Origin of the sequence: Aeromonas tecta (assembly GCF_000820185.1) — a bacterium.
Taxonomy (GTDB): domain Bacteria; phylum Pseudomonadota; class Gammaproteobacteria; order Enterobacterales; family Aeromonadaceae; genus Aeromonas; species Aeromonas tecta.
Window position 1 is genome coordinate 40,832 of record NZ_CDCA01000028.1, and the last position, 26,523, is coordinate 67,354.

Consider the following 26,523-nt stretch of genomic DNA (forward strand, 5'->3'; position numbering starts at 1 on the left):
TTTCAGGTGCCGGGATTTTTATTTCTGGCTTGCGGACTGCCGCGTGGCACCTTTTAAAATTTTGTAATAAAGTTCTCGCCCTTTTCGGTCGCTCTATGTCGGCTGGACTATGTGTATCGATCACGCGGCTGGCCTGATGGATGTCTTTTTGGCAGTAGGGCGAGATAAAAATGGCTAAGGTGGATTTGTAATGTCATCAAGCGGCGCAATGCTCACCCCTTCTCGGCTACTCTGCGCTGAGCGAGGCAAAACCCTTCCTCATTATGATTTGCTGGGCGTCGAACGAGCCAATGTGGCGCGACTCAAGCAGCTCAATTCCCAACTGGGATCCTTCTCATTACAGGCATCGGGCTGCATGGCCCAGCTATTCAATGCCGCAGACTGCGATCTGACCTACCAGGATTTTGTTTCCACCCAGCCTCAGGAACGGGATGACCGACTGATCTGGGTCGAGGCCCGTACCCCGCTCGATGCGCAGCGGATTGCCTACTTCTCCATCGCACCTTCGGTGATTTACCGGCTTGCTGTGCTGTTTTTCGGCGGCTCCCTGCAACATAAGGGCGCCGAGGTGGCACATGGCAAAGGGCTGACCGATACGGAGCAACGGCTGCTGCTGCGGTTGTGTCAGTACCAGATAGACATCTGGTCTGCCTGCCTTGGCCAGGGGGATCTCGAGTGGCAGCTGAACCTGATCACCCGGGATGCGGTGCCTGCATCACGGCTCTGGGTCGCGGAGGCGAACCTGGTGGCGGGAGGCAGTACTCACGATTGGCAGTTCTGGCTTGAGCCACCGAAGGAGGCCCTCAGCATCACGGCGGGCCACCGGGTGCAGGCGGCACAACTGGAGCAGGCGCTGACGCAAGTTACGGTCTGCCTGCGGGTGGTCATGGGACAGCTGTCCATGACGCTAGCGGATCTGGAATGCCTCAAGGTGGGGGATGTGCTCTCACTGGAATTACCCGAAGTCGTACCGGCACTGATCGGTAACCGCCCCTGCTTTAACGGACGCATTGCTGAACATAAAGGCAGCCTGGTGTATCAGGTTGCAACTGTGGTAGAGGAGTAGTCGAAGCATGAACGAACACAATTTGAATGACCCGCTGGATCTGGACGGCCTGGATCAACTGTTTGGTGATGATATCAGCATGCCGAGTGCGGCCGACTACATGGCCCCCACCAGTAGCAGCAAGCAGCGCGATCTCTCCTTCTTCCATCAAATCCCGGTCAAGGTGACCCTGGAAGTCGCCAGCACCGAGGTGGCGCTGGGTGAGTTGATGCGTGTCGAGGAAGGCGCCGTCATCGAGCTGGACAAGCTGGCAGGCGAACCGCTGGACGTGCGCGTCAATGGCCGCTTGCTGGCCCGGGGTGAGGTGGTGGTGGTCAATGGCAAATATGGCCTACGTCTGGTCGATGTGGTCGATACCAACCTGCTGGGCGGCATGAACGACTGATGCGTTACCTGCTGCTTGCGCTGTTGCTGTTCTCGTTGCCCAGTTGGGCGGCGGCGGATATGACGCTGTTCTCGGTCTCACCCGGTGCCGCAGGGGGCGAGGATTACAGCATCAAGCTGCAGATCCTGTTCTTCATGACCCTGCTGGGTCTGTTGCCGACCCTGTTGCTGATGATGACCAGTTTCACCCGGATCATCATAGTGCTGGCGATCTTGCGTCAGGCCCTGGGCCTGCAGCAGAGCCCGCCCAACCGGGTGTTGATTGGCATCAGCCTGATCCTGACCCTGGTGATCATGAGGCCGGTCTGGACCGACATGTATCAGCATGCCTTCGTGCCTTATGACCAGAACGAGATCACTCTGACGGAAGGCCTGGCCAGAGCCGAGAAGCCGCTGCGCCAGTTCATGCTGGCCCAGACCCGGGAGCCGGATCTGGAGCAGATGCTGCGCATCTCGGGGGAACCCACCACGCTGGCCAAGAGCGATGTGCCCTTTGGCGTGCTCCTGCCGGCCTTCGTGCTGAGTGAGTTGAACACCGCTTTCCAGATAGGCTTCATGCTGTTTATCCCCTTCCTGGTCATCGATCTGGTGGTCGCCAGCGTGCTGATGGCGATGGGGATGATGATGCTGTCACCGCTGATCATCTCGCTGCCATTCAAGCTGATGGTGTTCGTGCTGGTGGATGGCTGGTCCATGACGGTGGGCACTCTGGCCGCCAGTTTCGGCGGCGGAGGCTGACGTGACTCCAGAGCAGAGTGTGGCCCTGGTAGGGGGGGCCGTGAATCTGGTGGTGGTCATGGTCTCGGTGCTGATCGTGCCGGGCCTCATCGTCGGGCTGGTGGTCAGTATTTTTCAAGCCGCGACCCAGATCCAGGAGCAGACCCTCAGCTTCCTGCCTCGCTTCATCGTCACCCTGATGACGCTTATCTTCACGGGCAACTGGCTGTTGTCGCAGATCACCACCCTGTTCGCCGACCTGTTCCAGAAGATCCCCGGACTGATCGGATGAACTCCCTGCTGTCGCTCAGTGCGGCCGAGCTGACCGCTTGGCTGGGGCAGTGGTGGTGGCCTTTCGTGCGTATCGCCGCGGCCTTCTGGGTGATGCCGGTGTTTGGTGATGGCCGCATTCCGGTACAGGTTCGCCTCTTTCTCGCTTTTGTCATCAGCCTGCTGATCGCCCCCATGTTGAAAGGGATGCCGCTGCTCGATCCCTTCAGTGCCGGTGCCCTGGTGCTGACCCTGGAGCAGCTGCTGTTCGGGCTGCTGTTCGGACTCTGCATCCAGATGCTGTTCATGGTGATGACCATGGCGGGGCAGATCCTCTCCATGCAGATGGGCCTGGCGATGGCGGTGATGAATGACCCTTCCAACGGGGATACCGCCCCCATCGTCAGCCAGCTGATGCTGGTCTTCTGCTCGCTGCTGTTCCTTGGCCTCAATGGCCATCTGGTGACGCTGGATGTGCTGGTGCAGAGTCTGCGCAGCTGGCCACCGGGATCGTCGCTCTATGCCCTGGACGTGAAGGGGGTGATAGGTCTGTTCGGCTGGAGCATAGGCGCGGCGCTGATCCTGACCCTGCCCGCCGTGGTGGCCATGCTGATGGTCAACCTCACCTTCGGGGTGCTCAACCGCACCGCCCCCTCCCTGAATATCTTCTCCCTTGGCTTCCCCATGACCCTGTTGCTGGGCTTGCTGACCATGGCCATCTCCATCAGCGGTGTACCGGCTCGTTATCTGGATCTGGTCACGCACGTGCTGACCCAGCTCAGGATGCTGACACCGGCATGAGCCAGAACAGCGCCCAGGACAAAACCGAAGAGGCCTCTTCCCAGAAACGGCGCAAGGCGAGGGAAGAGGGACAGATAGCGCGTTCCAAGGAGCTGAGCTCGGCTGGCCTGCTGCTGCTTGGGGGGCTGGCCATGCAATGGATGGTGCCCAGTTTCGGGTTGTTCTTCGCCGAACTGATGAAGCGTCCCCAGCGTTTCGACTGGCAGGGGGCGCGGGATCCCCAGATGATGATCCATTGGACGGCGGAGGCCCTGCTCGGCATGTTGTGGGTGCTGTTGCCGCTGTTCGGTTTTCTGGGTTTGCTGCTGATCCTGCTCAGCATAGTGCCGGGTGGCATGGTGCTTGCCTGGAAGAAGCTGATGCCGAGCGGCGAGAAGCTCAATCCGCTCAAAGGCCTGAAGCGGATGTTCTCGACCCAGAGCCTGATGGAGCTGCTGAAATCCATTCTCAAGGTGCTGCTGATCGGCGGAACCCTGGCCCTGATGCTCAAGCATCAATGGCCCTTGTTGATGATGATGAACCGCATGCCACCCCAGGCCGCCATGGAGCAGGCGCTGCGGATCCTCTCCCAGGCATTTATCTTGCTAGGCAGTGTGCAGATGCTGATCGCCGTGCTGGATGTGCCTTATCAGCGCTGGTCTTTGAACAAGCAGCTGAAGATGACCAAGCAGGAGGTCAAGGACGAGCACAAGAACAGTGAGGGTCGTCCGGAGATCAAGGCCAAGATCCGTCAGGTGCAAGGCATGCTGGCACGGGCTCGGATCGAACAGCGGGTGCCGCAGGCGGATGTGATCATCGTCAACCCGACCCACTATGCGGTGGCCATCAAATATGACCCCGAGCGCGCCAATGCCCCCTATGTGATCGCCAAGGGGGTCGACAGCATGGCGGAGCGGATCCGTCAGGTGGCAAAGCAGCACGACAAGATGGTGATGAGCCTGCCGGAGCTGACCCGGGCCATCTACCACTCCACTCGGGTGGATCAGGAAGTACCGGCTGGCCTCTACACCGCAGTCGCCTATGTATTGAATCACGTATTGCAGCTACGGGCCTATGAGGCAGGTAAGGGCAAGAAACCCTATCCCCTTGCTCCTTTGCATGTGCCGCCCGAGTTACGTCAACCTGAGAGGTAAGTTGTGAACTGGCGTGTATTGACCCAATCCTATACCGCGATCCCACTGATGTTATTGGCCATTCTGGCCATGATGATCCTGCCCCTGCCCGGTTGGCTGCTGGATGCGCTGTTTACCTTCAACATAGTGTTGGCGGTGCTGGTGCTGCTGGTGTCGGTCTCGGCTCGCCGTCCGCTCGATTTCTCCGTGTTCCCGACCGTACTGCTGGTCGCGACCCTGATGCGGCTGTCACTCAACGTCGCCTCGACCCGGGTCGTGTTGTTGCATGGTCATGAGGGCAATGAGGCGGCCGGTAAGGTCATCCAGGCGTTCGGTGAAGTGGTCATCGGTGGCAACTACGTGGTGGGTCTGGTGGTCTTCGTGATCCTGATGATCATCAACTTCGTGGTCATCACCAAGGGGGGGGAGCGGATCTCCGAAGTGTCCGCTCGCTTCACCCTGGACGCCATGCCGGGCAAGCAGATGGCCATCGATGCCGATCTCAATGCCGGCACACTGGATCAGCACCAGGCCCGGGCCCGTCGGGAGGAGATCTCCAAAGAGGCCGACTTCTATGGCGCCATGGACGGGGCCTCCAAGTTTGTGCGAGGGGATGCTATCGCCGGCCTGCTGGTGCTGATCATCAACCTGGTCGGTGGCCTCGCAATCGGTATCTTCCAGCACTCGCTGCCGGTGTCAGACGCCTTCCGGATCTACGCGTTGCTCACCATAGGTGACGGTCTGGTCGCCCAGATCCCCTCCCTGCTGATGTCCACCGCGGCGGCCATCATAGTGACCCGGGTCAGCGACGAAGGGGAGATGTCGGATCAGGTTGGCCAGCAGATCCTGGCGTCGCCTCGGGTCATCTACACGGCCGCGACTATCATGCTGATCCTGGGCCTGGTGCCCGGCATGCCCATGCTGGCGTTCCTCAGCTTCGCCGCCGTACTGGCCTGGACCGGCTGGAGCGTCAGCAAGCGCAGGGTCAAGGATCCGGAGCTGGATGCCGCCCAGGCACTGACCCGGCAGATGACGCAGCCCGAGCCCCAGGGGCTGGAGTGGCAGGATCTGCCACCGGTGGACTCCGTTGCCATCGAACTCGGCTACCGGCTGGTGCCGCTGGCGGAGGCGGAAAAGGGGGCCGAGCTGCTGGCCAGGGTGCGGGGTATCCGCAAGACCCTCTCCGAGCAATATGGTTTCTTGCTGCCGGAGATCCGGGTGCGCGACAACCTGCAACTGCAGCCCGACCAGTATCGGATCAAGCTGTCCGGCATTGCGCTCGCCATGGGGAACGTGGATTGCCAGCGCTTGATGGCCATCAGCAGCGGAGAAACCTACGGTACGCTGGACGGTGAGCTGACCCAGGATCCGGCCTATGGCATGAATGCGGTCTGGATCTCGCCGGACCACAAGGCAAAGGCCCTTAACCTGGGTTATTCTGTAGTTGATTCCGCTACTGTTATCGCAACTCACACCAGTAAAATGCTGAGAGAGCAGCTTGATGTGCTGTTTGGTCATGACGAAGTCGGCAAGCTCGGCCAGTATCTGGCGGTTCAGTCTCCCCGTCTGGCGGAAGAGCTCAACGCGGCGCTGACCCAGATGCAACAGCTACGGGTGTTCCGCCAGCTGCTCAAGGAGCAGATCAGCCTGACCGATATCCGGACCATAGCGACGACCCTGCTGGATGCGAGTGAGTTGACCAAGGATCCGGTCTTGCTGGCATCGGATGTGCGTTGCGCCCTGAAACGCCAGATCGTCCGGCAGGCCATCGGCTCGCGCGACATTCTGGCGGCCTTCACCCTGGACGATCGCCTGGAGCAGACCCTGCTGACGGCGATGAGCCAGTCACAGCAGCAGGGCAAAATCCAGCTGGACAGCTTCCCGGTCGATCCTCAATTGCTGGCGCAATTACAACAGAACATGCCGTTGGTGAAGGAGCAGTTGCAACAGCAGGGATATGCCCCCGTATTGGTGGTCATGCCCCAGCTGAGGCCGCTGATCGCCCGTTATGCCCGCTCTTTCTCAAAAGGTCTCAAAGTGCTCTCTTATAATGAAATACCGGAAGACTTGAGGGTGGAAGTAATTGGCACCCTGGGCTGAAGTTGAATTGCCAGGCTGGTATGTTGACAGGAAGAAGGTATTCCGCATATCTGCTTGAATTGTCATATAAAGCCGTTATGATGTGACGGTTTTTGACGCAATTTTATGTTAAGAGAAAAATAAAACAATATTACAAAAAATAACAAACTACATGTGTCACATGGCTTTAGGGACAACAAAGCCATGTCATCCTATTTACGGGTCGCCGCATGATAAAGGCAAACTGCACTGAAAAGTCAGGACGCAAAGCCTCCGGTCTAAAGCATTGATGCTAATGATAGCGGGGTTACCAAGGCTATGATTCCTGCCTTGTTTCCATACCGAATATAGACAAAACGCTCAATTAAGAAGCGTGGTTTCTGTCATGGTGCGTTTATATTTTTGAGCGTCAGTTCTGTTGATTGATTCATGTACAATCACAGGTTCGGGTTTATATGCTTTCTGATTTATCTATCAAGGAAAATTCAATACCGCTCGGTATTGAAGCTAAGCCGCATCTATTATTTGTCTCTCCGTCGTTATCAAATGGAAACGATATTGAGGCAATATTGCAGAGCTCCGGTTATCGGGTCTCCTGCCAGGATTCCCTCCCCAAGGCGAAACGATTTCTCTCACAAAACAGCGTCGATCTGATCTTGCTCGACATGGCGGCCATGACCGAAGCGGGCCCCGTCATGATTCATCAGCTGGACGGCGCCGATAGCATCATCATGGTCAACGAGCATCAGGCTTGTCTGGCGGCAGAAGCCATGCGCGCCGGTGCCATCGATTACATCATCAAGCCTTTCAGCCCACGGCAGATGATCGAGGTGGTCAGGGGCGCATTGCGTCTGCGCCAGGCCATCCCCAACCTGATCGCGGCCTCCCCCCTGAGCCTGCAAGTACTGCAACTCGCCCGGCGTGCTGCCAAGACCTCGGCCACCATCCTTATTGGCGGCGAGTCGGGCACGGGCAAGGAGCGTCTGGCGCGCTATGTCCACGACATGTCCAGCCGGGCGGGCAAACCCTTCGTGGCGATCAACTGCGCCGCCATTCCTGAGGCCATGCTCGAATCCATTTTATTCGGACACAACAAGGGCGCCTTTACGGGGGCGACGACCAGCCAACAGGGCAAGTTTGAACTGGCACAGGGTGGCACCTTGTTGCTCGATGAGATCTCCGAGTTGCCGCTGGCGCTGCAGGCCAAGTTGCTGCGGGTACTGCAAGAGAAAGAAGTGGAGCGACTGGGCAGCCATCAGGTGATCGCGCTGGATGTGCGGATCATCGCCGCCAGCAACCGGGACCTGCGGGATCTGGTCGCCCAGGGCGAGTTTCGCGAGGACTTGTTCTATCGGCTCGATGTGTTGCCCATGAGCTGGCCCGCGTTGCGGGAGCGCCAGGACGATATCCTGCCGCTTGCCGACTACTTCATCGAGCGTTACGCCGCCCAGCAGGGCTATCGCCTGAGTGAGGGCGCTCGCCAACAATTGCTTGGCTATGACTGGCCGGGCAATGTCCGTGAGCTGGATAACGTCATTCAGCGGGCCTTAATTATGGCTCGCGGATTGCATATTCAGGCCGTCGATTTGATGTTGCCTCATTACAACAGCGTTGAAATCGACAACCTGTTACCGGAAACACTCGCGGCGCCGGAAGGGCTCAGCGAGACACGCCGGTATGCTGAATTTCAATTTGTACTAGAGACCTTGCGTCGTTTCCGTGGTCATCGGACTCGTACGGCTGAGGCCCTTGGGATGACGACCCGGGCGCTGAGATACAAGCTGGCAGCCATGCGAGAGCAGGGCATCAATGTCGAGCAGCAGATTCAAAACTAAGGGATAACCGAGTGAAGATTGAAATGATGTCATCACAGGTGACGCTACTGCAGCAGATGCAGGAAATGCAGCGGGTCGCCAATCAACCCCCTTCCATCGAGCCGAATGACACATCGGCCGTTTCGTTCAGCGATGCGATGCGCGACGTCGTCGGGCGAGTCAACGAGCAGCAGAATATTGCGTCCACCCTGATGACCGCGGTCGATGCGGGTCAGAGTGACGATCTGGTCGGCGCCATGGTGGCCAGCCAGAAAGCCGGTCTCAGTTTTTCCGCCCTGATGCAGGTGCGCAACAAACTGATGACGGGTTTTGATGACATCATGCGCATGCCGCTCTGAGGTTGGTAATGACTGAACTGGTATCGTCCTCCCAAGGGTCTTCCGACTCTTTCATGACCCGGGTCCAGGAAGGGATGCGCAACTGGCGCACCCTGTCTCGTGACAACAAATCCATTCTGACCATTGCCCTGCTGGCCGCGATCGTCGCAGGCACCATAGTGGTGATCCTGTGGACCTCCAGCAAGAATTACGTCCCTCTCTACGGCAAACAAGAACTCTACGACACGGCCAACATCATGGAGATGCTGGAGAAGGAGCAGGTGCCCTTCCGGCTGGAGAAGAGTACCGGCCAGATCCTGGTGCCAGAGGGTCAGCTGGCGCACGTGCGGATGGCGCTGGCGGCGCGGGGCGTCAGAGCCGCCATGCCGGCCGGCTTGGAAGGGCTGGACACCGTGACCGGCCTCGGCACCAGTGAATTCATGGAAGGGGCGCGTTATCGCCATGCGCTGGAAGGGGAATTGGCCAGGACCATCATCTCGCTGGACGCGGTACGCAGCGCCCGGGTGCACCTGGCTATCCCCAAGCGGACTCTGTTTGTCGGCCGCGATGAAGAGAAACCCAGCGCCTCGGTGATGCTGGATCTGCAACCGGGTCAGTCGATGGAACCCGGGCAGGTCGAGGCGATCGCCAACCTGGTGGCGGGCAGCATCTCCGGCATGAAGCCGGGTGCCGTGACCATAGTGGATCAGGCTGGCCAACTGCTGAGCGCCGAGCTGGGTGACAGGGCGGGCTTTGGCAAACAGAGCGTCCAGCAGATGGAGTATGTCCGCAAGCTGGAGCAGTACATCCGCCAGCGCGCCAACGACATGCTCTACCCCATGCTGGGCACGGGCAATTTCCGGGTGCAGATCGCCGCAGACGTCAACTTCAATGCGGTGGAAGAGACCCAGCAGCAGCTGGATCCGCAAGGGGTCGTCACCAAGGAATCCAGCAAATCCGACAAGACCATAGATGCGCTGGCCCTCGGTATCCCGGGTGCGCTCTCCAACCGTCCTCCCGAGACGGCGCCTCAGGCTGACCAGGCCGCTCAGCCCAATCCGGCAACGCCGGAGCCTGCCAAGAATGACAGCCGGACCGAGCGTCAGGAGGTCAATAAGCAGTACGAAAGCAGCCGCACCATAGTACATACCCGCTATCAGCAGGGACGTCTGGAGCGCATGAATGTCTCCATTTTGCTGAACCAGCAGAGTGGCCCCAAGGAGGGCTGGAATACCGAGCAGCTGGAGCAGATCCGGCAGATGGTCGAACGTTCGGTCGGATTTGATACCGCCCGTGGCGATCAGATAAGCCTGCAGGTGTTCGACTTTACCGGCGCCGTACCAATTGCCCCACCTGAGTCGAGCTGGCTGGAGACGCCGTACTGGCAGGACTCCTTGCGTTACCTGGTGGGTGGGCTCTTGGGTCTGACCCTGGTGTTCTTCGGCATTCGCCCCTTGGTGAAGCACCTGGTGCGTACCCAGCAATATCCCGAGGCCGAGCCGTCGGAAGAGCAGGATGATGAGCCGCAGGAGCCGACCGTGGGTCTGTCCATGCGTCGGGATGCCGATGCCCTGCTGGAAGGGACTTCAGCCAGCAATGGCCTGATCCATGCCGAGCACAAGATGGAGCCCCAGTTCTCTTCCCTGGATCTGGAAGCATTGCCGGAGCCCGGCTCCGAGCTGGAAGTCCAGCTCAAGCATCTGCAGCTGCTGGTGGAGAAAGATACGGCCCGCGTGGCGGAAGTGGTCAGAGCATGGGTGAGTGGCAATGAACAACGCTAATTTGAATCAGAATGCGGTCGATATCGACATCGACAACCTTGAGAAAGCCGCCATCCTGCTGCTGAGCATGGGGACGGAAGCCGCCGCCAAGGTGATGCAGAAACTCTCGCGAGATGAGGTACAGAGCCTGATCTCCAGGATGGCAGGCCTATCAGGGGTGACCTCGATCGAGGCAAAGTGGACGCTGCAGCAGTTCTTCAACCAATACCGTGAGCAGAGCGGCATTGGCAGCGCCTCGCGGGAATATCTGGAACAGACGCTGGATCTGGCGCTGGGGCAACGCCTCTCCCGCAGCCTGCTCGACAGCCTCTATGGCGATGTCATGAGTCAGGATATCCAGCGCCTGCAGTGGGTGCCTGCCGATGTCCTCGCCCGTTTCTTCCGCAATGAACACCCGCAGATGCAGGCGGTATTGCTCGCTTTCCTGCCCCCGCAGACGGCATCGGCGGTACTGGACGCATTGCCAGGCTCGGTACACGACGACCTGTTGGTGCGGGTTGCCAGTCTCAGCAGCGTCAGTGAGCACGTCCTTGCCGAGCTGAGGCTGACGCTGGATCGCTGCCTCGCCTATGTGGCCGATCAATCTGGGGCCAAGGTGAACGGGGTCCGTCAGGTCGCCGATATCCTGAATCGCTATCAGGGCAACAAGGAGCAGATGCTCTCCTTACTGCGGGAACATGATGGCGAGATGGCGCTCGCGATAGAGAAGAACATGTTCGACTTCATGGCCCTGCGTCGCCAGAGCGATGACACCTTGCAACGCCTGGTGCAGGAGCTGCCGGCGGATCTGCTGGCACTGGCACTGAAAAATACCGAGGCCGGTTTCCGCAAGGTGGTACTGGGGGCCATGCCAAAACGGATGGCACAGTCACTGGAGGCCCAGATCCAGGATCAGGGCAGCGTTTCCTTGCGCAAGGTAGAGCAGGCGCGAGAAGAGGTGATGCAGCTGGTGCGGGAGCTGGTGGAGCAGGGCGAAGTCGAGTTCCAGCTGTTCGAAGAGCCGACCGTCAACTAACAGGAGACAGGCATGAGTCAGCATGTACGCAAACTGGCGGCCGGTGCCACCCGTCTCTACCGTTTCCCTACCCTTGGGCAGAGTGGAGAGGAGGCCCAGAGTCAGCAAGAGCAATTTGAGTACGGTTATCAGCAAGGACTGGAGCAGGGGCAAGGTGAAGGCTATCAGGCCGGTTACCAGCAGGGGCTGACCAGTGGCTTGATCGAGGGAGAGGCCAAAGGGCTGCAACAGGGCCAGGTGCGTGGTCTGGCACAGGGGCTGGCCGAAGGCCGGGCCTCCTTCGATCAGGCCATGCTTCCCTTCGCCAAGCTGCAGCGGCAGTGGGAATCCCTGAGCCGGGCCCGCATGGAGGAGCAGAAGGCGCTGATCGCCCAGCTGGTTGCCCAGGTCGCCAAACGGGTGATCCAGGCCGAATTTACCCTCAACCCGCAACAGGTGCTCCATCAGGTCGAACAGGCCCTGACCACCCTGCCGAATGATGCCGAGGACCTGGTCATCTATCTCAGCACCGGAGATCGTCAGCGGTTGGCCGAGCAGGGGGTGACCCGCTGCGAGAAGTGGCCGTTGCAGGTGGATGGGGCGCTGGGCGTCGGGGACGCCAGGATCGAGACCCGCGCGGCTGTGATCGAAATCAACACTGGGGAGCGCCTCGAGCATTGCCTCGAACAGCTCAACACCACCCTGGCGTTGCCGGATGCATGATGTCCTGCAGCAGGCGCTGACTTCCGCCCTGGACAACCTTGACGAGATCCCCGGCTTTCGTCGCTACGGCCGCTTGGTGCGCGTCACCGGATTGACCCTGGAAGTGGTGGGCTGTCAGCTGGTGATGGGACAACGCTGCCGGGTGGACTCGGCGACGGGGGAGTCCTTGCTGGCAGAGGTGGTTGGCTTTAATCGTGACGTCTCCTATCTGATGCCACTGCAGCCCATGAGCGGTCTCTATGCCGGTGCCCGCGTGCTGCCCATCGATGGGGAAGAGACCATTCTGGTCGGCGATCATCTGCTTGGCCGTGTGCTCAATGGCCTGCTGCAACCTCTCGATGGTCGCCCCCTGCCAGAAGAGGGTGAACGGGTTCCCCTGTTTGCCTCCCCTCCCAATCCGTTGCTGCGCACCCCGGTACGCGAGCCATTGGATGTCGGCATCCGCGCCATCAATGGCCTGTTGACCGTCGGCAAGGGCCAGCGGCTAGGGCTGTTTGCCGGTTCCGGGGTCGGCAAGAGCATGCTGCTCGGGATGATGACCCGCAACACCAGCGCCCAGATAGTGGTGGTGGGGCTCATCGGCGAACGGGGTCGTGAGGTGCGGGAGTTCATCGAGCACAGTCTGGGGGCCGAGGGATTGGCCCGCGCCGTGGTGATTGCCGCCCCCGCGGATCAATCGCCGCTGATGCGACTGCGTGCCGCCCAGCTGTGCCACCGCATTGCCGAATACTTCCGCGAGCAGGGGCAGGACGTGCTGCTGCTGATGGACTCCCTGACCCGTTATGCCCAGGCCCAGCGCGAGATCGCACTGGCGATCGGGGAGCCTCCCGCCACCCGCGGCTATCCACCCTCGGTGTTCAGCATGCTGACCCAGCTGGTGGAGCGGGCGGGTAACGGCACTCGCACCGACGGTAGCCTGAGCGCCTTCTATACCGTGCTGGCGGAGGGGGACGATCAACAGGATCCCGTGGTCGATGCGGCCAGAGCCATCCTCGATGGCCATATTGTGCTGACACGCCGGTTGGCGGAAGAGGGGCACTATCCTGCGATCGACATAGGTGCGTCGGTGAGTCGGGTGATGCCACAAGTAGTCCCGTCCGACTGGCAGGCCCTGGCCGTGAACCTGCGCCAACTCTGGGGCCGCTATCAACAGGTCCGCGAGCTGCTGCCGCTGGGCGGCTATCAGCCGGGCGCCGATCCCCAGATGGATGAAGCGGTGCAGCGCTATCCCGCCATTGCGAACTTCTTGCAGCAGGGCATCCATGAGGAGACCCCCATCCTCCAGGTGGTGAACGGCCTCAAGCAGGTGCTGGGCAGGGGATAAGGAGCCAAGATGCTGAAATCCTACCTCGGGTTGCAACAGGATGCGCTTGATGCCATGGGCAAGGAGCGGCAACGGCTGCGCGATACTGCACTGCGCGAGGAGCGCCGCTCACTGAAGTTGCAGGAGGTGATCGATACCCTGCAGCCCGGCTCGGCCAGCTTTCATCCCCTGCTCTGGCAGAACAAACAACAAATGCAGGGCCAACTGCGTCACCTGCTCGTACACCAGCTGCAACAATCCGCTACGGCCACCCTGGATCTGGAGCGCCACGAGGGCGAGCTGATCAGGCAGTTTGGTCGGGTCAAGGGGCTGGAACTGTTACTGGACAAGCGGGAGCTGGCGGCGCGCCAACGGCGGGAACTGGGAGAACAGCGTCAACTGGACGAGCTGGCCAGTTTGCGGCATCGCGCCCTGCAGGGACGCTGAACCGCTCAATCGGGGAAGCGTTCTTGCTGGCCGTAGGAGGACTCCTGACCCAGCAGGGTATTGATCGTCTCTATCTGCCCGGCCAGCAGTCGGCCATTGCGCTCGTTCTGGCACTGACATAGCAACAGCATTTGCTCGAGTTGCTGCCACTGGCCAGAGACACTCTGTTGCAGTGGGGTGGGCAGCTTGTCGATGAGTGCCGCCATGCCCTTCTCATCGGGCTTGAGGCCCAATGCAAGCAGGTGCTGACAGCGTTGCTGCGCCTGCTGCTGGATATCGGCCATCAGCCGGGTCTGCTGCAGATTGTGTTGGCTCAGTCCATCGACGTCGTGGCTGGCCAGCAGACCATGCTGGTTACGCAGCAGTTGCTGCAACTCGGCATAACGAGCGCAGTCTTGCTGGATCCCGATGATCAACTGCTTGACCCTCAACTTGGGCGCCATGCTCATCGACGGTGCATGTCCAAAATGGCCTGGCTCAGCGCATCCATATCGAGTTCGAGCTTGCCTTCACTGATGGCCTGCCGGATCTGGTTCACCTTCTCCATATCCACATCCGAGGTGGAGGCCAGCTGGCTTCTCGCCTGATTGATGGTCTGTGCCGTGGTGCTGATCCTGGCATCGCCCTGGCTTGGCTTGGGCTGTGACTGAGCAGGCACGCCATCTTGCTTGCGTTGCAGCGAAGTCTGGACATAGAGCGGATCGGTGCGGGTGATTTTCATAACGTCATTTCCTGATGGTCTATCTGTAACAGGCGACCCGAGCGCGCCGGAACTTGAATCAAACTCGCCTGACGGGTCAAAAACGGGTTTCGACTTCGCCCTTTGCGATGACCCATGCCTGGATCTCCTTGCCGGACTGGGCATTGCGGACCCGGATCCCGTCACCTATGGTGCCGCTCTCCAGCGCCTTGCCACGGGTGGTTGCCGAGAAACCTGGCTGGCCTGCCCGGATCAATACCCCTTCCCCTTCCTGTACCGCCCAGCTCTTTTGCAGATCCAGTTCACCGAACAGCTGACCCATTCTGAGGTGGCGATTGCTCTTGCTGCCTGCCAGCGAGGTGTTGCTGGGAATGAAGCCCCGTTGCAGCCGGCTGACGTCCAGCTCCTTCTCGACCAGGTCTGCGGGCTGAATTGCCGCTCCTTTTTGTATCTCCCGCGCGGTAACCCAGACGGGCAGCATCAGCGTGACCTCGACTCTGGCTCGCAATTGCCAGGCCGGTTCGGTGCACTCGACCAGGTAGGGGCGCCGCCCCCATGGCTGGCGATACTGACCACCGGCTTGCAGCCGCACCGCCTGCTGACAGCTGGGCAGGTGTGCCGCGGCAGGGGAGAGCCAGACCTGATAATCCCCCTCCCGGCTTGGCCAGCCCTGCTGCTCCAGATAGGTGATGAGGGCCTGTCTGGCATCGTCCTTGAGCAGGGCCTCCAACTGAGGCACCACAAGGGTTGGGTCGGCCCGCAGTGGCAGGGCCAGTACGAGCAGGCCCAACAGGCTGACCCACTTCCATACGGGAAACCGTGCTTCCCCTTTCGTCAGCGTTATCAGCCACTGGCGATGCTGCAGCCAGCGAAAATAATGGGTTTTCATGATTGGCATGAGTCTTGATAAAGGATGCACCGGTCTGACTGGTTCATAAAAAGGATGAAGCATGAGTATCTCATTTGACAGCGCTCTTGGCGTGCACCCTTATGCCCTCGATGTGCGGGCGGATCGGGCGCGTATTCTGGCAGGGAACCTGGCCAATGTGGATACCCCCGGCTATCTGGCCCGGGATGTGGATTATAAGGCGATCCTCGGTCGTGTCGCCAAGCAAGTTGCGGCAGGAGATCAGAGTGCATCGATCAGCCAGGGCGCGATGAACAATGACCTGCAGCATCCTCTCTATCGCATTCCTTATCAGGTATCCATGGATGGCAACACGGCCGAGCTCAGTGTGGAGCAGAGCAAGTTTGCCAACAATGCGACCGACTTTCAGACCAGCCTCACCTTCTTGAATATGAAAATCACCGGGATCGCCAAGGCGATCGAGGGCCGTTAATCATGTCGTTCAATCGAATCTATGACATCGCGGGCAGTGCCATGCGGGCACAGACCGTCCGCCTCGACACGGTGGCATCCAATCTGGCCAACGTCGACAGCGCCGCCGGCAGTGAAGATGCCGCTTTCCGGGCCATCAAGCCCGTCTTCTCCACCCTCTATCAGCGGGTGCAGGATGCCGACGGGCTCGGCGCCGCGCAGGTGCAGATTGCTGGGATCGTGCAGTCGGATCGCCAGGTTGAGAAGCGCCTCGAGCCGACTAATCCGCTGGCCGACGGGGATGGTTTTGTCTACTACTCCAACGTCAATGCGGTCGAAGAGATGGCGGACATGATGAGCGCCTCGCGCGGCTTCGAGACCTCGGTCGAGGTGATCAATCGCATCAACAGCATGCAGCAAGGGCTGCTGCGTCTTGGACAGGGAGCGTAAATGAGCCTGCCCCAAGTCAGCGGTCTGGATACCGCCCGCAGCGCCAGCCAGCACTCTGCGACCCCGGATATTGCCAGTAACAACGCCTCTGCCAGTCAGGGCGTGCAGCTACGCAATGAATTTCTGCAGATGATGGTGGCGCAGATCCAGAACCAGGATCCCACCAACCCGCTGGACGGTGCCCAGTACGTCACCCAGCTGGCCCAGTTCAGCATGGTGGAAGGGGTCGAAGGCCTCAAAGTGCTGCAGCAGAAATCCATCAACATGATGGATACCCAACAGGTGCTGCAGAGCACGGATTTGATCGACAAGGAAGTGATGGTGCCGAGCCAGACCCTGAGCCAGAAGGATGAACAGAGCATCCGTGGGCAAGTGGAACTGGGCGGGGCCGCCGATCAGGTCGAACTCAAGGTCTATGACAAGCATGGCACCCTGGTTGCGACCAAGAATTGGGGGGAGAGCAAGGCCGGTGCACTGGATTATGCCCTGCCGACCCTGCCCGCCGGCGAGTACAGCTTCGAGGTGAAGGCCTCCCTCGCCGGAGTCGCCACGACCACCAAGAATTACGTGGCCAGCAAGGTCGAGCGTGTCAACTTGCCGGGTACGGGCGAAATCATGTTGCAGGTAGCGGGGGTAGGGGATGTTCCTCTGTTCAGTGCTGTCCAGTTTGGTAAATCGGCGTAATAAGATAGGAGCGAAACTGTGTCTTTTAGTATCGGACTGAGCGGCCTGCGCGCCGTCAACCAAGAGTTGAGTGTCATCAGTAACAACGTCGCCAATGCGAGCACCGCGGGTTTCAAATCCAGCCGTGCCGAGTTCGCTGCCATCTACGGCGGTGGCCAGGCTGGCGGGGTCGAGATGAACAATGTTTCCCAGAACTTCGAACGCAACGGTGATGTGATGCGAACGGGCCGTGGGCTGGACCTGGCAATCTCCGGCAATGGCTTCTTCGTGCTCAAGGACAGCAACGGCCAGACCTCCTACACCCGGGCCGGCATGTTCCAGCGTGATGCCAGCAACTACCTGACCACCGCCAATGGCACTCGTCTGCAGGGCTACACCACCAATGAGGCGGGAGAGCTGCAGTCGGGCGTGGTGGGCGACATTCAGGTGAAGGCTGGCAACTTGCCCGCCAAGGCCTCCGACAGTCTGGAGTTCGTGGCCAATCTCAAGGCGGATGCCAGCGTGATCGATCAGACGGCGCACCCCTTCGATCCGACCAAGTCCGAGAGTTACAGCTACTCCCAGTCCAGCAAGGTCTATGACTCCCTCGGGGTTGAACACACTGTCACCCAGTACTTCGTGAAGACGGGTGATAACAGCTGGCAGGTCAATTACGCCTTCAATGGTGCCAAGACGGGTACTCCAGTGACCATGGCGTTCAACACCAATGGCACCCTGAAGACGCCGACCACGGCTCCGGTGTTGAATCTTACCCCTGCAGGTGCAGAGCCCATTGCACTCAAGGCGGATCTGGCCAAGGTCAGTCAGTATGCCTCTGATTTCAACGCGACTCGCAACCAGTCAAATGGTTACACCGCGGGCGACTTGACCGGGGTCCGGGTCGATGCCGATGGCGGTGTCTATGCCACCTTCACCAATGGACAGAGCCTGCGGCAGGGCCAGGTGGTGATGGCCAACTTCACCAACCCCAATGGTTTGCTGCAAACCAATAACACCACCTGGCAACAGTCATTCAGCTCGGGTCAGCCCGTGCTGGGTGCGCCTGGAACCGGGACTCTTGGCAACCTGACGGCGGGCGCCTATGAAGGTTCCAACGTCGATCTGACGGGGGAGCTGGTCAGTCTGATGACCTCCCAGCGCAACTATCAGGCCAACGCCAAGACCATCAGCTCGGCCGACAAGATGACTCAGGTTCTCTTCAACTCCTTCTAAGGCGTGATGCGTGGAAAAGCTTATCTATACCGCCATGTCGGGGGCGCAACATACCCTGATGGCCCAGCAAATCCGGGCAAACAACCTGGCCAACGTCAACACCGCCGGTTTTCGGGCCGATTTCGAGCGGGCCTCCGCCTATGCCCTGACCGGTGATGGCTATCAGAGCCGGGTGATGGCCCGTGAAGAGCTGGCTGGCACCAACTTCACGCCAGGGGCCCTGATGCAGACCGGCCGCAAGCTGGATGTGGCGGTGCGTGGAGAGGGGTTCATCACGGTGCAGACGGACGATGGCAAGGAAGCCTACACCCGTGCCGGCAACCTGGAGGTGGATGGCGAAGGGCTGTTAACCCTCAATGGCCGTCCGGTGCTGGGGGATGGTGGGGAAATGGTGCTTCCTGCCTACCGTGACCTGAGTTTTGGCAAGGACGGCTCCCTCAGCATCACTCCACCGGGTGGTGGTGCCCGTCTGGACGTGGGTCGCCTCAAACTGGTCAATCCCGACCCGGCCGATCTGGTGAAGGGCCAGGATGGCCTGTTCCGGCAGCGCTTGGGGGGAGATGCCGAGATCAGCGAGCAAGTGGTGCTGGCCTCCGGCTTCCTCGAAGGGGCGAACGTGAATGCGGTGGATGAGCTGATCAGCAGTATGTCGCTGACCCGCAACTTCGAGTTGCAGGTCAAGCTGATGAAGACCGCCGATGATCAGGCCAGGCAGGGCGCCCGGCTGATCTCCGGCCAGGGCTGACAGTGTTGAATGCGCTGGCCCTGGCCGGGCACTGAACAAGAGTTGATGGAGCGCGTGGCGCTCCCGAATGAATCGGTGGAGAGACGAAGATGCACGCAGCATTGTGGGTGAGTAAAACGGGTCTGTCGGCACAAGATGCCAAGATGGCCAGCATTTCCAACAACCTGGCCAACGTCAACACGGTCGGCTTCAAGCGCGATCGGGTTGCCTTCGAGGATCTGTTCTATCAGGTCCAGCGCCAGCCTGGCGCGCAGCAGGATCAGCAGAACCTGTCCCCCATCGGCATCCAGATGGGTAACGGGGTACGGGTCGTCGGCACCCAGAAGGTGTTTACTCCAGGCCAGTTCCAGAACACCAATCAGGAGCTGGACATGGCCGTGGTCGGGGCGGGCTTCTTCGGGGTCGAGCGCCCGGATGGCGAAACGGCTTACACCCGTAACGGCCAGTGGCACCGCAATGCGGAAGGTCTGCTGGTCAACTCCGATGGTCTGCCCATGCTGCCGCAGATCCAGATCCCGGACAACGCGACCAAGGTGGCCATCGGTACCGATGGTACCGTGAGTGCCACCCTGCCGGGCCAGCAGGAGAATGTGGAGCTGGGTCGTATCACCCTGACCAACTTCTCGAACCCGGCCGGGCTCGAGGCGCTGGGGGGCAACCTCTATCGTGCGACGGGTGCCTCCGGCGAGGCCATCGAAGGGGTGCCGGGGGAAGAGGCCATGGGTGCCATCAAGCAGTTCACCCTGGAGAGCTCCAACGTCAACGTGGTGGAAGAGATGGTCGACATGATCACCACCCAGCGTGCCTATGAGATGAATGCCAAGGTGGTCTCCGCCGCCGATCAGATGCTCAAGTTCGTGACCCAGGCACTGTGATGATGGGGGCGATGTGGCGTTGCTTTGGGTTGATCTTGCTGCTGGGGGGATGCTCCACATATGAGCTGCAGGCTCCCGAGCCCGGCGATGAGAAATGGGCCCCGTCCCGTTCCCAGATGACGAGGACGGGGGTGGGGGAAGATGGCAGCCTCTACCGTGGCGATTACATGATGACGCTGTTCCAGGATCGCCGCGCCTATCGCATCGGCGATATCCTGACGGTGATGCTGGAAGAGCGGACCCAGTCCAGCAAGAAAGCCAACACCAGCATGAACAAGAACAACAGCATCAATGTGCCGGCGCCTTCCATTGGTGGCGTGTCGCGGCCTGACTGGGGCGCCTCGGTCAGTGCCGATCGGGACTTTGATGGCGGCGCCACCTCCAGCCAGCAGAACACCCTGGCGGGGGCCATTACCGTCACGGTGGCGGAGGTGATGCCAAATGGGGTGCTGGGGATCCGCGGTGAGAAGTGGATCCGCCTCAACCAGGGGGATGAATACATCCGTCTGGGGGGCATGGTGCGGGTCGAGGATATCGATCAGAGCAACCGCATCTCATCCCAGCGCATCGCCGATGCCCGCATCACCTACGCCGGGCGCGGCGCCCTCGCCGATAGCAATCAGATGGGCTGGCTGGCGCGTTTCTTCAGCTCCGCCTTCGCTCCCCTGTGAGGATCCAGATGAAAAAATGGTGTATCGCCCTGATCTGCTTCGTCCTGCCGGGCGTGGCAGGGGCTGCCGCTCCCGCCAAACGGGCCTTGCTGGACATCGCCGACGTGCAGGGGATGAGAACCAACCAGCTGGTGGGCTATGGGCTGGTGGTCGGCCTCTCCGGTACCGGGGATCGCAGCCAGGTCAAGTTCACCGGCCAGTCCATGACCAACATGCTCAAGCAGTTTGGTGTGCAACTGCCCGATGATATCGATCCCAAGCTCAAGAACGTCGCCGCCGTGTCGGTGCAGGCGACCCTGCCGGCGCTGGCCGGCAAGGGGCAGCTGGTCGATGTGACCGTGACCTCTATCGGCGACGCCAAGAGTCTGCGGGGCGGTTCCTTGCTGCTGACTCCCATGCGTGGCATCGACGGTGAAGTCTACGCCGTTGCCCAGGGCAACCTGGTGGTGGCCGGGGTTAAGGCGGAGGGGCAGTCCGGCTCGTCTGTCACCATCAATGTGCCGACGGCGGGCATCATTCCCAATGGCGCCATCATCGAGCGGGAGGCGGCCAGCAGCTTTGCGGACAAGCCCGAGGTTGTCCTGAATCTGCATCAGCCGAACTTCAAGACGGCGCGCAACGTGGAGCGGGAGATCAATCGCCAGCTGGGATCGGTTGCCAAGGCGGTCAGCGCCGGGCGCATCCAGATAGCGGCGCCCCGTGACGAGAGCCAGCGGATCTCCTTCATGGCCTTGCTGCAGGACATTCAGGTGGACATGGGCAATGAGCGGCCCAGGGTGGTCTTCAATAGCCGTACCGGCACAGTAGTGATGGGGCAAGGGGTCAAGGTGCGCAAGGCTGCCGTCAGTCATGGCAGCCTGACAGTGACCATAGGCGAGAGCCAGACCGTCAGCCAGCCCAACGCCTTCTCCAACGGTCGCACCACCACCACCCCCAATTCGCAGGTCCAGGTTGATCGGGAACGCAACAACATGTTCGTCTGGCCGGAAGGCACCTCGCTGGAGGTGATCGTCAAGGCAGTGAATTCGCTGGGGGCGACCCCGGATGATGTCATGGCCATACTGCAAGCCCTCGATGAGGCGGGAGCCCTCGAGGGAGAGCTGGTGGTCATCTAAGGATATTGATATGACCAAGATAACGTCGGAGCCTGGTTTCTATCAGGATCTCAATGAACTGCAGCAGATAAAGAGCAACCCGGATCAGCGGGCGGCCTTGGAGGCGGCGGCTGGCCAATTTGAGGTGAGCTTCCTGCAGACCGTCCTCAAGCATATGCGCTCGGCCTCCGATGCCATGCAGGATGAGGATGACAAGCTGATAAAGGGCCAGGAGCTGTATCGCGACATGTATGACAGCCAGCTGGCGATGAGTCTGGTGAAGCGTGGCGGCATGGGGCTCAAGGAGCAGATGGTCAATCAACTGGCACCCACATTAAAGAATGACGAGCCAGTGGTCGCTTCGGAACAGCAGACCCTGGCTGCCTTCAGTCAGCCTCTGAATTCGGCAAAAATGAGGAAAATTGACTGATGTCGCTGCTCAATATCGGTTTTAGCGGACTTAATGCGGCCCAGATCGCGCTCAACGTCACCGCCCAGAATATCGCCAACGTCAATACCATCGGTTACAGCCGCCAGGAGGCCACCATGGGCAGCCTTGCCGGTTTTGGCCGACTGGATAACGGCATGGGCGTAGAAGTGAACGGGGTGCGCCGGATCACCGATGACTATCTGGTGTCCCAGCATTGGCGCAGCCGCTCCGCGACCGGTGCATCCTATGCGTTTCATCAGTACATCAACACCACTGAGCAGTTGCTCGGCAGCGAGTCGATGAACATCACCAAGGGACTGGACAGCTTCTTCGCCTCCCTCAATGCCGCGCTCGACAGCCCGGAGACACCGGCCCAGCGCAGCCAGATCGTCAGCTCTGCCGGGGCGCTTGCCAACCGCTTCGGCCAGCTGAACGAGAGCCTGCTGACCCAGGAAAAGCAGATCGACGATCAGCTCGGCAGCACCATTACTCAGGTCAACAGCTACCTGAAACAGGTGGCTGAACTCAATACCCAGATCAGCGAGCAGGCCTCCAAGGGGGTCAATACCTCGACCCTGGAGGACAGTCGCGAGCAGGTGGTGCGTGAGCTCTCGACCTTCATGGAGGTCAGGGTCAACCGGCAGAGTGACGGTTCCTTCTCGCTGAGCCTGCCACAAGGCCAACCGCTGGTACTGGCGGGGAGCAGCAGCACCCTCTCGCTGGCTGGCGATGCCCTGAATCTCAGTTTTGGCCCGCAAACCTTTGAGGTCCCCAAACTGCAAGGGGGCACCCTGGCAGGGGTGCTGGAGTATCGCACCACTGTGCTGCGTCCCTTGCGTGCTGAGCTCAATCAGATCGCGAAGAAGCTGGCGGATGATTTCAATGCCAAGCAGGGGGGCGGGATTGACTTGAACGGCGATCCGGGCAAACCGCTGTTCAGTTACGATCCTCTCAATCCGTCCGGCACTCTCACGGTGGCGGACGGTTTCACTGGCGATCATCTGGCCTTTGCCAAGGCAGGGGGCGGCACCGGGGATAACCGTAATTTGCAGGAGCTGTTGACCATCAAGGACAGCCAGTATGACGCCTACAGTGCGCTGCTCGGCCGCATGGCGGTGCAGAGTGGCCAAGGCAAGGCGACCATGGAGGCAGACGCCAACATGGAAAAACAGCTGGCCACCAAGCTCAGCAGCGTCAGCGGGGTCAACACCGATGAGGAAGGGGTCAAGATCATGGCGTACACCAAGGCCTATCAGGCCAATGCCAAGGTGATCAGCACCTCTGATCAGCTCTTCAATTCCATCCTGAACATGTTCTGACGGAGCCTTCATGCGCATCAGTACCAACCAGATCCAACTCAGCATGCTCGATAATCTGCAGCAGGGTTTCGGTCAATATGCCCGGCTCGACCGTCAGATCTCGGCCAACAAGCGCATCTTGCAGCCTTCCGATGATCCGGTTGGCAGCGTGCAATTGCTGGGTCTGAAGAAAGAGCAGGCGGCGATGGCGCAGTACCAGAAGAACATTGCCAATGCCAAGAGCCAGCTGTCCCAAGGGGAGATCCAGCTCGAGACCATGACCAACATGTTGGGCCGGCTGCGGGATCTGAGCCAGACGGCGGCTAACGGCTCCCTCTCGGAGGACGATCGCCGGGCTGTCTCCAGCGAAGTTGCGATCATCAAGGACGGCTTGCTGGATCTGGCCAATGCCCGCAACGAGAGTGGATCCAGTTTGTTTAGCGGCAGTCAGGTAGATAAAACCGCTATCGTGAAGGACGCGAGTGGTAGTTATGTCTATCAGGGTGATGCGTTGGTGCGTGAGGTCGGCATCGCCAGAGGGGTGACGATTGAGCTCAATCACACCGCAGACAAGTTGTTCATCCAGAACGGTGACTTCTTCAAGCAGCTCGATGAGATGGTGGCTGCCTTCGACAGCGGGGCCGCGGATGCCTCCGATCAGGCAAGGGCCATGCTGGATCGCAGCCAGACCCTGCAAGATGACATCAGCCAGATGGTCAGCTCCATCGGTGCCCGCATCAATTTGCTGGATCAGGTCGACGAAGGGCACGAGGAGAAGGGCGTCTATAGCAAGGAAGTGAGCAATCAGATAGAGTCCCTCGATTATGCAAGCGCCGTGACGCAGCAGGCCCATGTACTGATGGCGCTGCAGGTGCAGCAGCAGGCCTTCGCCAAGGTGAATGGTCTTAGCCTGTTCAACTACATGCCGTAAGTCAGTCAAGGAGCCAGGATGCAGATTCAACAAACCCGTCCGAGTGGTGTGGCCGAAGCACCGGCTCAGCCCAAGTTGCGTGGACGTTCGACTGCCCAGGTTACCTCTTCGCCAGCCAGTCGCCACGAGCGTCAGCCCAACGTGGTCCGCCTGGATCGCTGGGCGCTGATCGGCACGGCCCAACAGCGTATCGCTCACGCCCAGGGGGGGGAACAGGCCCTCAGTCAGGTGTGGGGCGAGCTGAAACGGCTGGAGCAGCAACTCAGCCAGAATCGTGCCACGGGTGGTGATCTGGTTTCCCGCCTCAAGTTGCTGGAAGAGAAACTGACTCAGCCAAAGGCCCCGTTGACGGTGGATCTCAAACCCCGTTTGCTGGCATCGGCCACAGACAGCCGGGTGCACTACAGCGCGGATCGACTCGACTTGCTGACCCCCAAATCGAGTGCAGAGCGGCTGGTCTTCTCCTTTCCGCAGACCAGCAGTGCCGTCGAGGTCATGTTGCCCGCCGGCGCCAATGAGGCGGACGTGACCTCCCGTCTGGATCGGGCGCTGCGCAAGGAGCATATCCAGGCGCGCTTGAACGCACTGGGCAAGCTGGAGCTGAGCGTACCGGATCAGCACAGACGCAAGCTGGATGAGCCCGTGCTGATCAGTGGCGAGGGCATTCGTATTCCGGCAGGCAACCCGGTGCCGGTGCAGTTCAAAGCCAAGGCCGGCCAGCTCACTCAGCTAGGGGAAGGGCTCGACAAGGGCGAGCTCAGGCAGGAGCAGCAGCGTCTGAAGCGATTGCTCGGCGAAATTGAGCAGTCGGTGCGGGAGCTGAAACAGTTTCGCCAAAAGATGGTCAAGCAGCTGGACCGGGTCAAGGCACGCAGCCAGAACCTGCAGCAAGAAGAGCTGGAACAGCTGCAAGGCAAGCTCAGCCTGCAACTCAAGGATGGTGGCTTCATGGGCACCATGTCCGGCCTGCTGGCCCAGGCCAATGTGTCGCGCCAGAACGTGGTGGCCTTGCTGACCTGAGGCAGAGGAAGTGAACGTTAGAAAAACCGCCAGCACTCTGCTGGCGGTTTTTCTTTAGGGCTTCAGCAAGGCGTAGAGGCTGAGATCCGACGCAAAGCCAGACTCACTTAATCCCTGCTCTATGGTCTTGAGGAAGCTAGCGTTGTGCTGGCGTATGGTGTGGTAGCTGTAAAACAGGTTGATGACGTCCTGCTCTTCCAGCTCCTTGTCCATGGCCAGCAGGCACAGATAGCTGCGCAGCAGGAAGTAGTCGACCACCAGGAACTGATAGGCCTGGGACGGCGAGCTCTGCGACTGCGGGAAGTTGTGGTGATAGACGTAGTAGAGCAGGTAGTTGTTCATGATCTGGGGCCGCGCCGCCAGGAAAGGCGAGACCTTGCTGTACCAGACCTGCTGCAGCTGGGCGAGCTTGGTTTCATCATATAGCCCCTCCAGCAGCTGATTGATCTTGTCGAGGCAGCCCTGCATGGTCTGCCGCCCCCGCCGTCCCTTTGAGTAGGCCAGCAGCTGATGGGTGATGGTGCGCAGCCCCCACCATTGCAGCCGTGGCAAGACCGGTAGTTGCTCGAACATGGCAAGCAGCTCTCCTCGCTCGGCCAGCACGGCGACCTGATCCAGGAAGGCTTCGTGTGATAGCTGGGCAGGATCCCGGTGGACCAGCATGCCGATGAGCCACAGCCGTACCTCAACGGGAACATCTGTGGCCGCCAGCACATGGATGCTCAGGCTGTGCAGGGTCGCCATGGCGGCGGAGGGGGGGGAGGCAAACGGCAGGCGCTGCTCCAACTCGGTCACCTCGGTCTGCATCGCCATGGGATCGAGCAGCAGCTGCCTGCTGACCTCTGGACAGGAGAGCATCAGGGATTTTCTGACCTGGTTGCCGATGCGCGACTGGGATCTGGGATAGGTCTTGCAGGTATGGCTCAGCGCTTCTGCCCCGGCCTTGCTGTGGATCTGGCACAGGCGATTCTCGTCGAGGAAGGGGCAGGCCCCCTGCTCATCCAGCTGGATCTCCCCCCAATGCTCGTTGCTCTGCTTCACCTTGCGAATGTGCAATTTGCTCAAGGATCTGACGGCAAGATCCGGATGCCGCTCGTAGTTGCGGAAGGTGTCCTTGTCGATGCTGATGGTCCAGCTATGACAGCAGTTGTCCTCGCAGCGATCTCCGATGCACTGGAAATGTTTCACGAAGTGAGGGGTATAGAGAGAGGCTGCCATGTCGCTGTCCGGTGATGGAAGATGGCGGTGTCAAAGCAATAACCATGC

Annotated in this window: 30 protein-coding genes and 1 riboswitch; of the genes, 26 read left to right on the plus strand and 4 right to left on the minus strand. The window is 60.1% G+C overall.

Features of this window, described 5'->3' with window-relative positions:
- The first annotated feature begins 292 nt into the window (after window positions 1–292).
- The 14 genes from BN1137_RS11885 to lfiJ all read left to right on the plus strand — a co-directional run bounded on the left by BN1137_RS11885 (window position 293) and on the right by lfiJ (window position 13,829).
- Window positions 293–1,066, plus strand: a complete 774-nt coding sequence (locus tag BN1137_RS11885) for a FliM/FliN family flagellar motor switch protein (protein WP_269745117.1) — start codon at window positions 293–295, stop codon at window positions 1,064–1,066.
- Between the two features lie 7 nt (window positions 1,067–1,073).
- Window positions 1,074–1,451 (plus strand): lateral flagellar motor switch protein LfiN, encoded by a 378-nt coding sequence (lfiN, locus tag BN1137_RS11890; protein WP_050718817.1) that lies wholly within the window; start codon window positions 1,074–1,076, stop codon window positions 1,449–1,451.
- Window positions 1,451–2,188 (plus strand): flagellar type III secretion system pore protein FliP, encoded by a 738-nt coding sequence (fliP, locus tag BN1137_RS11895; protein WP_050718818.1) that lies wholly within the window; start codon window positions 1,451–1,453, stop codon window positions 2,186–2,188. The genes lfiN and fliP overlap by 1 nt, the downstream gene beginning before the upstream one ends.
- 1 nt (window position 2,189) lies before the next feature.
- Entirely contained in the window at window positions 2,190–2,459 is a 270-nt protein-coding gene (gene fliQ, locus BN1137_RS11900) for a flagellar biosynthesis protein FliQ (RefSeq protein ID WP_042641363.1), read from the plus strand.
- The gene (gene lfiR / locus BN1137_RS11905) at window positions 2,456–3,238 is read left to right on the plus strand and encodes a lateral flagellar biosynthetic protein LfiR (RefSeq protein WP_050718819.1); all 783 of its coding nucleotides are present in this window, start codon (window positions 2,456–2,458) and stop codon (window positions 3,236–3,238) included. Before fliQ ends, lfiR begins: the two co-directional genes overlap by 4 nt.
- On the plus strand, window positions 3,235–4,371 hold the full coding sequence (flhB, locus tag BN1137_RS11910) for a flagellar biosynthesis protein FlhB (RefSeq protein WP_050718820.1): 1,137 nt from the start codon (window positions 3,235–3,237) through the stop codon (window positions 4,369–4,371). Before lfiR ends, flhB begins: the two co-directional genes overlap by 4 nt.
- A gap of 3 nt (window positions 4,372–4,374) precedes the next feature.
- A complete protein-coding gene (gene lfhA / locus BN1137_RS11915; RefSeq protein WP_050718821.1) occupies window positions 4,375–6,450 on the plus strand; it encodes a lateral flagellar biosynthesis protein LfhA in 2,076 nt (691 codons plus the stop codon).
- Window positions 6,451–6,657: 207 nt separating this feature from the next.
- Window positions 6,658–6,744, plus strand: a riboswitch (cyclic di-GMP riboswitch).
- Window positions 6,745–6,998: 254 nt separating this feature from the next.
- Window positions 6,999–8,264: a lateral flagellar response regulator transcription factor LafK gene (gene lafK / locus BN1137_RS11920; RefSeq protein WP_269745118.1), complete on the plus strand. Its 1,266-nt coding sequence runs from the start codon at window positions 6,999–7,001 to the stop codon at window positions 8,262–8,264.
- Between the two features lie 11 nt (window positions 8,265–8,275).
- On the plus strand, window positions 8,276–8,602 hold the full coding sequence (lfiE, locus tag BN1137_RS11925; RefSeq protein ID WP_083443446.1) for a lateral flagellar hook-basal body complex protein LfiE: 327 nt from the start codon (window positions 8,276–8,278) through the stop codon (window positions 8,600–8,602).
- A 17-nt stretch (window positions 8,603–8,619) separates the two neighbouring features.
- On the plus strand, window positions 8,620–10,362 hold the full coding sequence (gene fliFL / locus BN1137_RS11930; protein ID WP_198150639.1) for a lateral flagellar M-ring protein FliFL: 1,743 nt from the start codon (window positions 8,620–8,622) through the stop codon (window positions 10,360–10,362).
- Window positions 10,349–11,377, plus strand: a complete 1,029-nt coding sequence (gene fliGL, locus BN1137_RS11935; RefSeq protein ID WP_050718825.1) for a lateral flagellar motor switch protein FliGL — start codon at window positions 10,349–10,351, stop codon at window positions 11,375–11,377. Before fliFL ends, fliGL begins: the two co-directional genes overlap by 14 nt.
- Before the next feature lie 12 nt (window positions 11,378–11,389).
- A complete protein-coding gene (gene lfiH, locus BN1137_RS11940) occupies window positions 11,390–12,079 on the plus strand; it encodes a lateral flagellar assembly protein FliH (RefSeq protein WP_050718826.1) in 690 nt (229 codons plus the stop codon).
- Complete coding sequence (gene lfiI / locus BN1137_RS11945) at window positions 12,072–13,403, plus strand: lateral flagellar FliI-like assembly ATPase LfiI (RefSeq protein ID WP_050718827.1); 1,332 nt, start codon at window positions 12,072–12,074, stop codon at window positions 13,401–13,403. The genes lfiH and lfiI overlap by 8 nt, the downstream gene beginning before the upstream one ends.
- Window positions 13,404–13,412: 9 nt before the next feature.
- A complete protein-coding gene (gene lfiJ / locus BN1137_RS11950; protein WP_050718828.1) occupies window positions 13,413–13,829 on the plus strand; it encodes a lateral flagellar protein LfiJ in 417 nt (138 codons plus the stop codon).
- A gap of 5 nt (window positions 13,830–13,834) precedes the next feature.
- Here lfiJ and lfgN read toward each other — a convergent pair whose 3' ends face one another.
- The 3 genes from lfgN to lfgA form a co-directional block, all read right to left on the minus strand.
- Entirely contained in the window at window positions 13,835–14,272 is a 438-nt protein-coding gene (gene lfgN, locus BN1137_RS11955; RefSeq protein ID WP_269745119.1) for a lateral flagellar protein LfgN, read from the minus strand.
- 2 nt (window positions 14,273–14,274) lie between these two features.
- Complete coding sequence (flgM, locus tag BN1137_RS11960; protein ID WP_050718830.1) at window positions 14,275–14,550, minus strand: flagellar biosynthesis anti-sigma factor FlgM; 276 nt, start codon at window positions 14,548–14,550, stop codon at window positions 14,275–14,277.
- 76 nt (window positions 14,551–14,626) lie between these two features.
- The gene (gene lfgA / locus BN1137_RS11965) at window positions 14,627–15,418 is read right to left on the minus strand and encodes a lateral flagellar basal body P-ring formation protein LfgA (protein ID WP_050719110.1); all 792 of its coding nucleotides are present in this window, start codon (window positions 15,416–15,418) and stop codon (window positions 14,627–14,629) included.
- A gap of 61 nt (window positions 15,419–15,479) precedes the next feature.
- Here lfgA and lfgB point away from each other — a divergent pair, with 61 nt between their 5' ends.
- The 12 genes from lfgB to BN1137_RS12025 all read left to right on the plus strand — a co-directional run bounded on the left by lfgB (window position 15,480) and on the right by BN1137_RS12025 (window position 25,257).
- Window positions 15,480–15,869, plus strand: coding sequence for a lateral flagellar basal body rod protein LfgB (gene lfgB, locus BN1137_RS11970; protein ID WP_050718831.1), 390 nt, complete (start codon window positions 15,480–15,482; stop codon window positions 15,867–15,869).
- 2 nt (window positions 15,870–15,871) lie between these two features.
- Window positions 15,872–16,297, plus strand: coding sequence for a lateral flagellar basal body rod protein FlgCL (flgCL, locus tag BN1137_RS11975; protein WP_042641338.1), 426 nt, complete (start codon window positions 15,872–15,874; stop codon window positions 16,295–16,297).
- The gene (locus BN1137_RS11980) at window positions 16,298–16,981 is read left to right on the plus strand and encodes a flagellar hook assembly protein FlgD (protein WP_050718832.1); all 684 of its coding nucleotides are present in this window, start codon (window positions 16,298–16,300) and stop codon (window positions 16,979–16,981) included. It abuts the gene before it with no gap.
- A gap of 18 nt (window positions 16,982–16,999) precedes the next feature.
- Window positions 17,000–18,193 (plus strand): lateral flagellar hook protein FlgEL, encoded by a 1,194-nt coding sequence (flgEL, locus tag BN1137_RS11985; protein ID WP_050718833.1) that lies wholly within the window; start codon window positions 17,000–17,002, stop codon window positions 18,191–18,193.
- A gap of 10 nt (window positions 18,194–18,203) precedes the next feature.
- Window positions 18,204–18,938, plus strand: coding sequence for a lateral flagellar basal-body rod protein LfgF (lfgF, locus tag BN1137_RS11990; protein WP_050718834.1), 735 nt, complete (start codon window positions 18,204–18,206; stop codon window positions 18,936–18,938).
- An 89-nt stretch (window positions 18,939–19,027) separates the two neighbouring features.
- Window positions 19,028–19,813 carry a lateral flagellar basal-body rod protein LfgG gene (gene lfgG / locus BN1137_RS11995; RefSeq protein WP_050718835.1) on the plus strand — a complete coding sequence of 262 codons (786 nt, stop codon included), beginning with the start codon at window positions 19,028–19,030 and terminating at the stop codon, window positions 19,811–19,813.
- A complete protein-coding gene (gene flgH / locus BN1137_RS12000; protein ID WP_050718836.1) occupies window positions 19,813–20,484 on the plus strand; it encodes a flagellar basal body L-ring protein FlgH in 672 nt (223 codons plus the stop codon). Before lfgG ends, flgH begins: the two co-directional genes overlap by 1 nt.
- An 8-nt stretch (window positions 20,485–20,492) precedes the next feature.
- Window positions 20,493–21,599, plus strand: a complete 1,107-nt coding sequence (gene fgIL / locus BN1137_RS12005) for a lateral flagellar basal body P-ring FlgIL (protein WP_050718837.1) — start codon at window positions 20,493–20,495, stop codon at window positions 21,597–21,599.
- Between the two features lie 10 nt (window positions 21,600–21,609).
- Entirely contained in the window at window positions 21,610–22,008 is a 399-nt protein-coding gene (locus tag BN1137_RS12010) for a rod-binding protein (protein WP_050718838.1), read from the plus strand.
- Window positions 22,008–23,327 (plus strand): lateral flagellar hook-associated protein LfgK, encoded by a 1,320-nt coding sequence (gene lfgK / locus BN1137_RS12015; RefSeq protein WP_050718839.1) that lies wholly within the window; start codon window positions 22,008–22,010, stop codon window positions 23,325–23,327. The genes BN1137_RS12010 and lfgK overlap by 1 nt, the downstream gene beginning before the upstream one ends.
- A 10-nt stretch (window positions 23,328–23,337) precedes the next feature.
- Window positions 23,338–24,237 (plus strand): lateral flagellar hook-associated protein LfgL, encoded by a 900-nt coding sequence (lfgL, locus tag BN1137_RS12020; protein ID WP_050718840.1) that lies wholly within the window; start codon window positions 23,338–23,340, stop codon window positions 24,235–24,237.
- Between the two features lie 18 nt (window positions 24,238–24,255).
- Complete coding sequence (locus BN1137_RS12025; protein WP_050718841.1) at window positions 24,256–25,257, plus strand: hypothetical protein; 1,002 nt, start codon at window positions 24,256–24,258, stop codon at window positions 25,255–25,257.
- 54 nt (window positions 25,258–25,311) lie between these two features.
- On the opposite strand, the gene fliB is transcribed toward BN1137_RS12025, so the two are convergent.
- Window positions 25,312–26,475, minus strand: coding sequence for a flagellin lysine-N-methylase (gene fliB, locus BN1137_RS12030; protein WP_083443448.1), 1,164 nt, complete (start codon window positions 26,473–26,475; stop codon window positions 25,312–25,314).
- Window positions 26,476–26,523 lie beyond the last annotated feature (48 nt).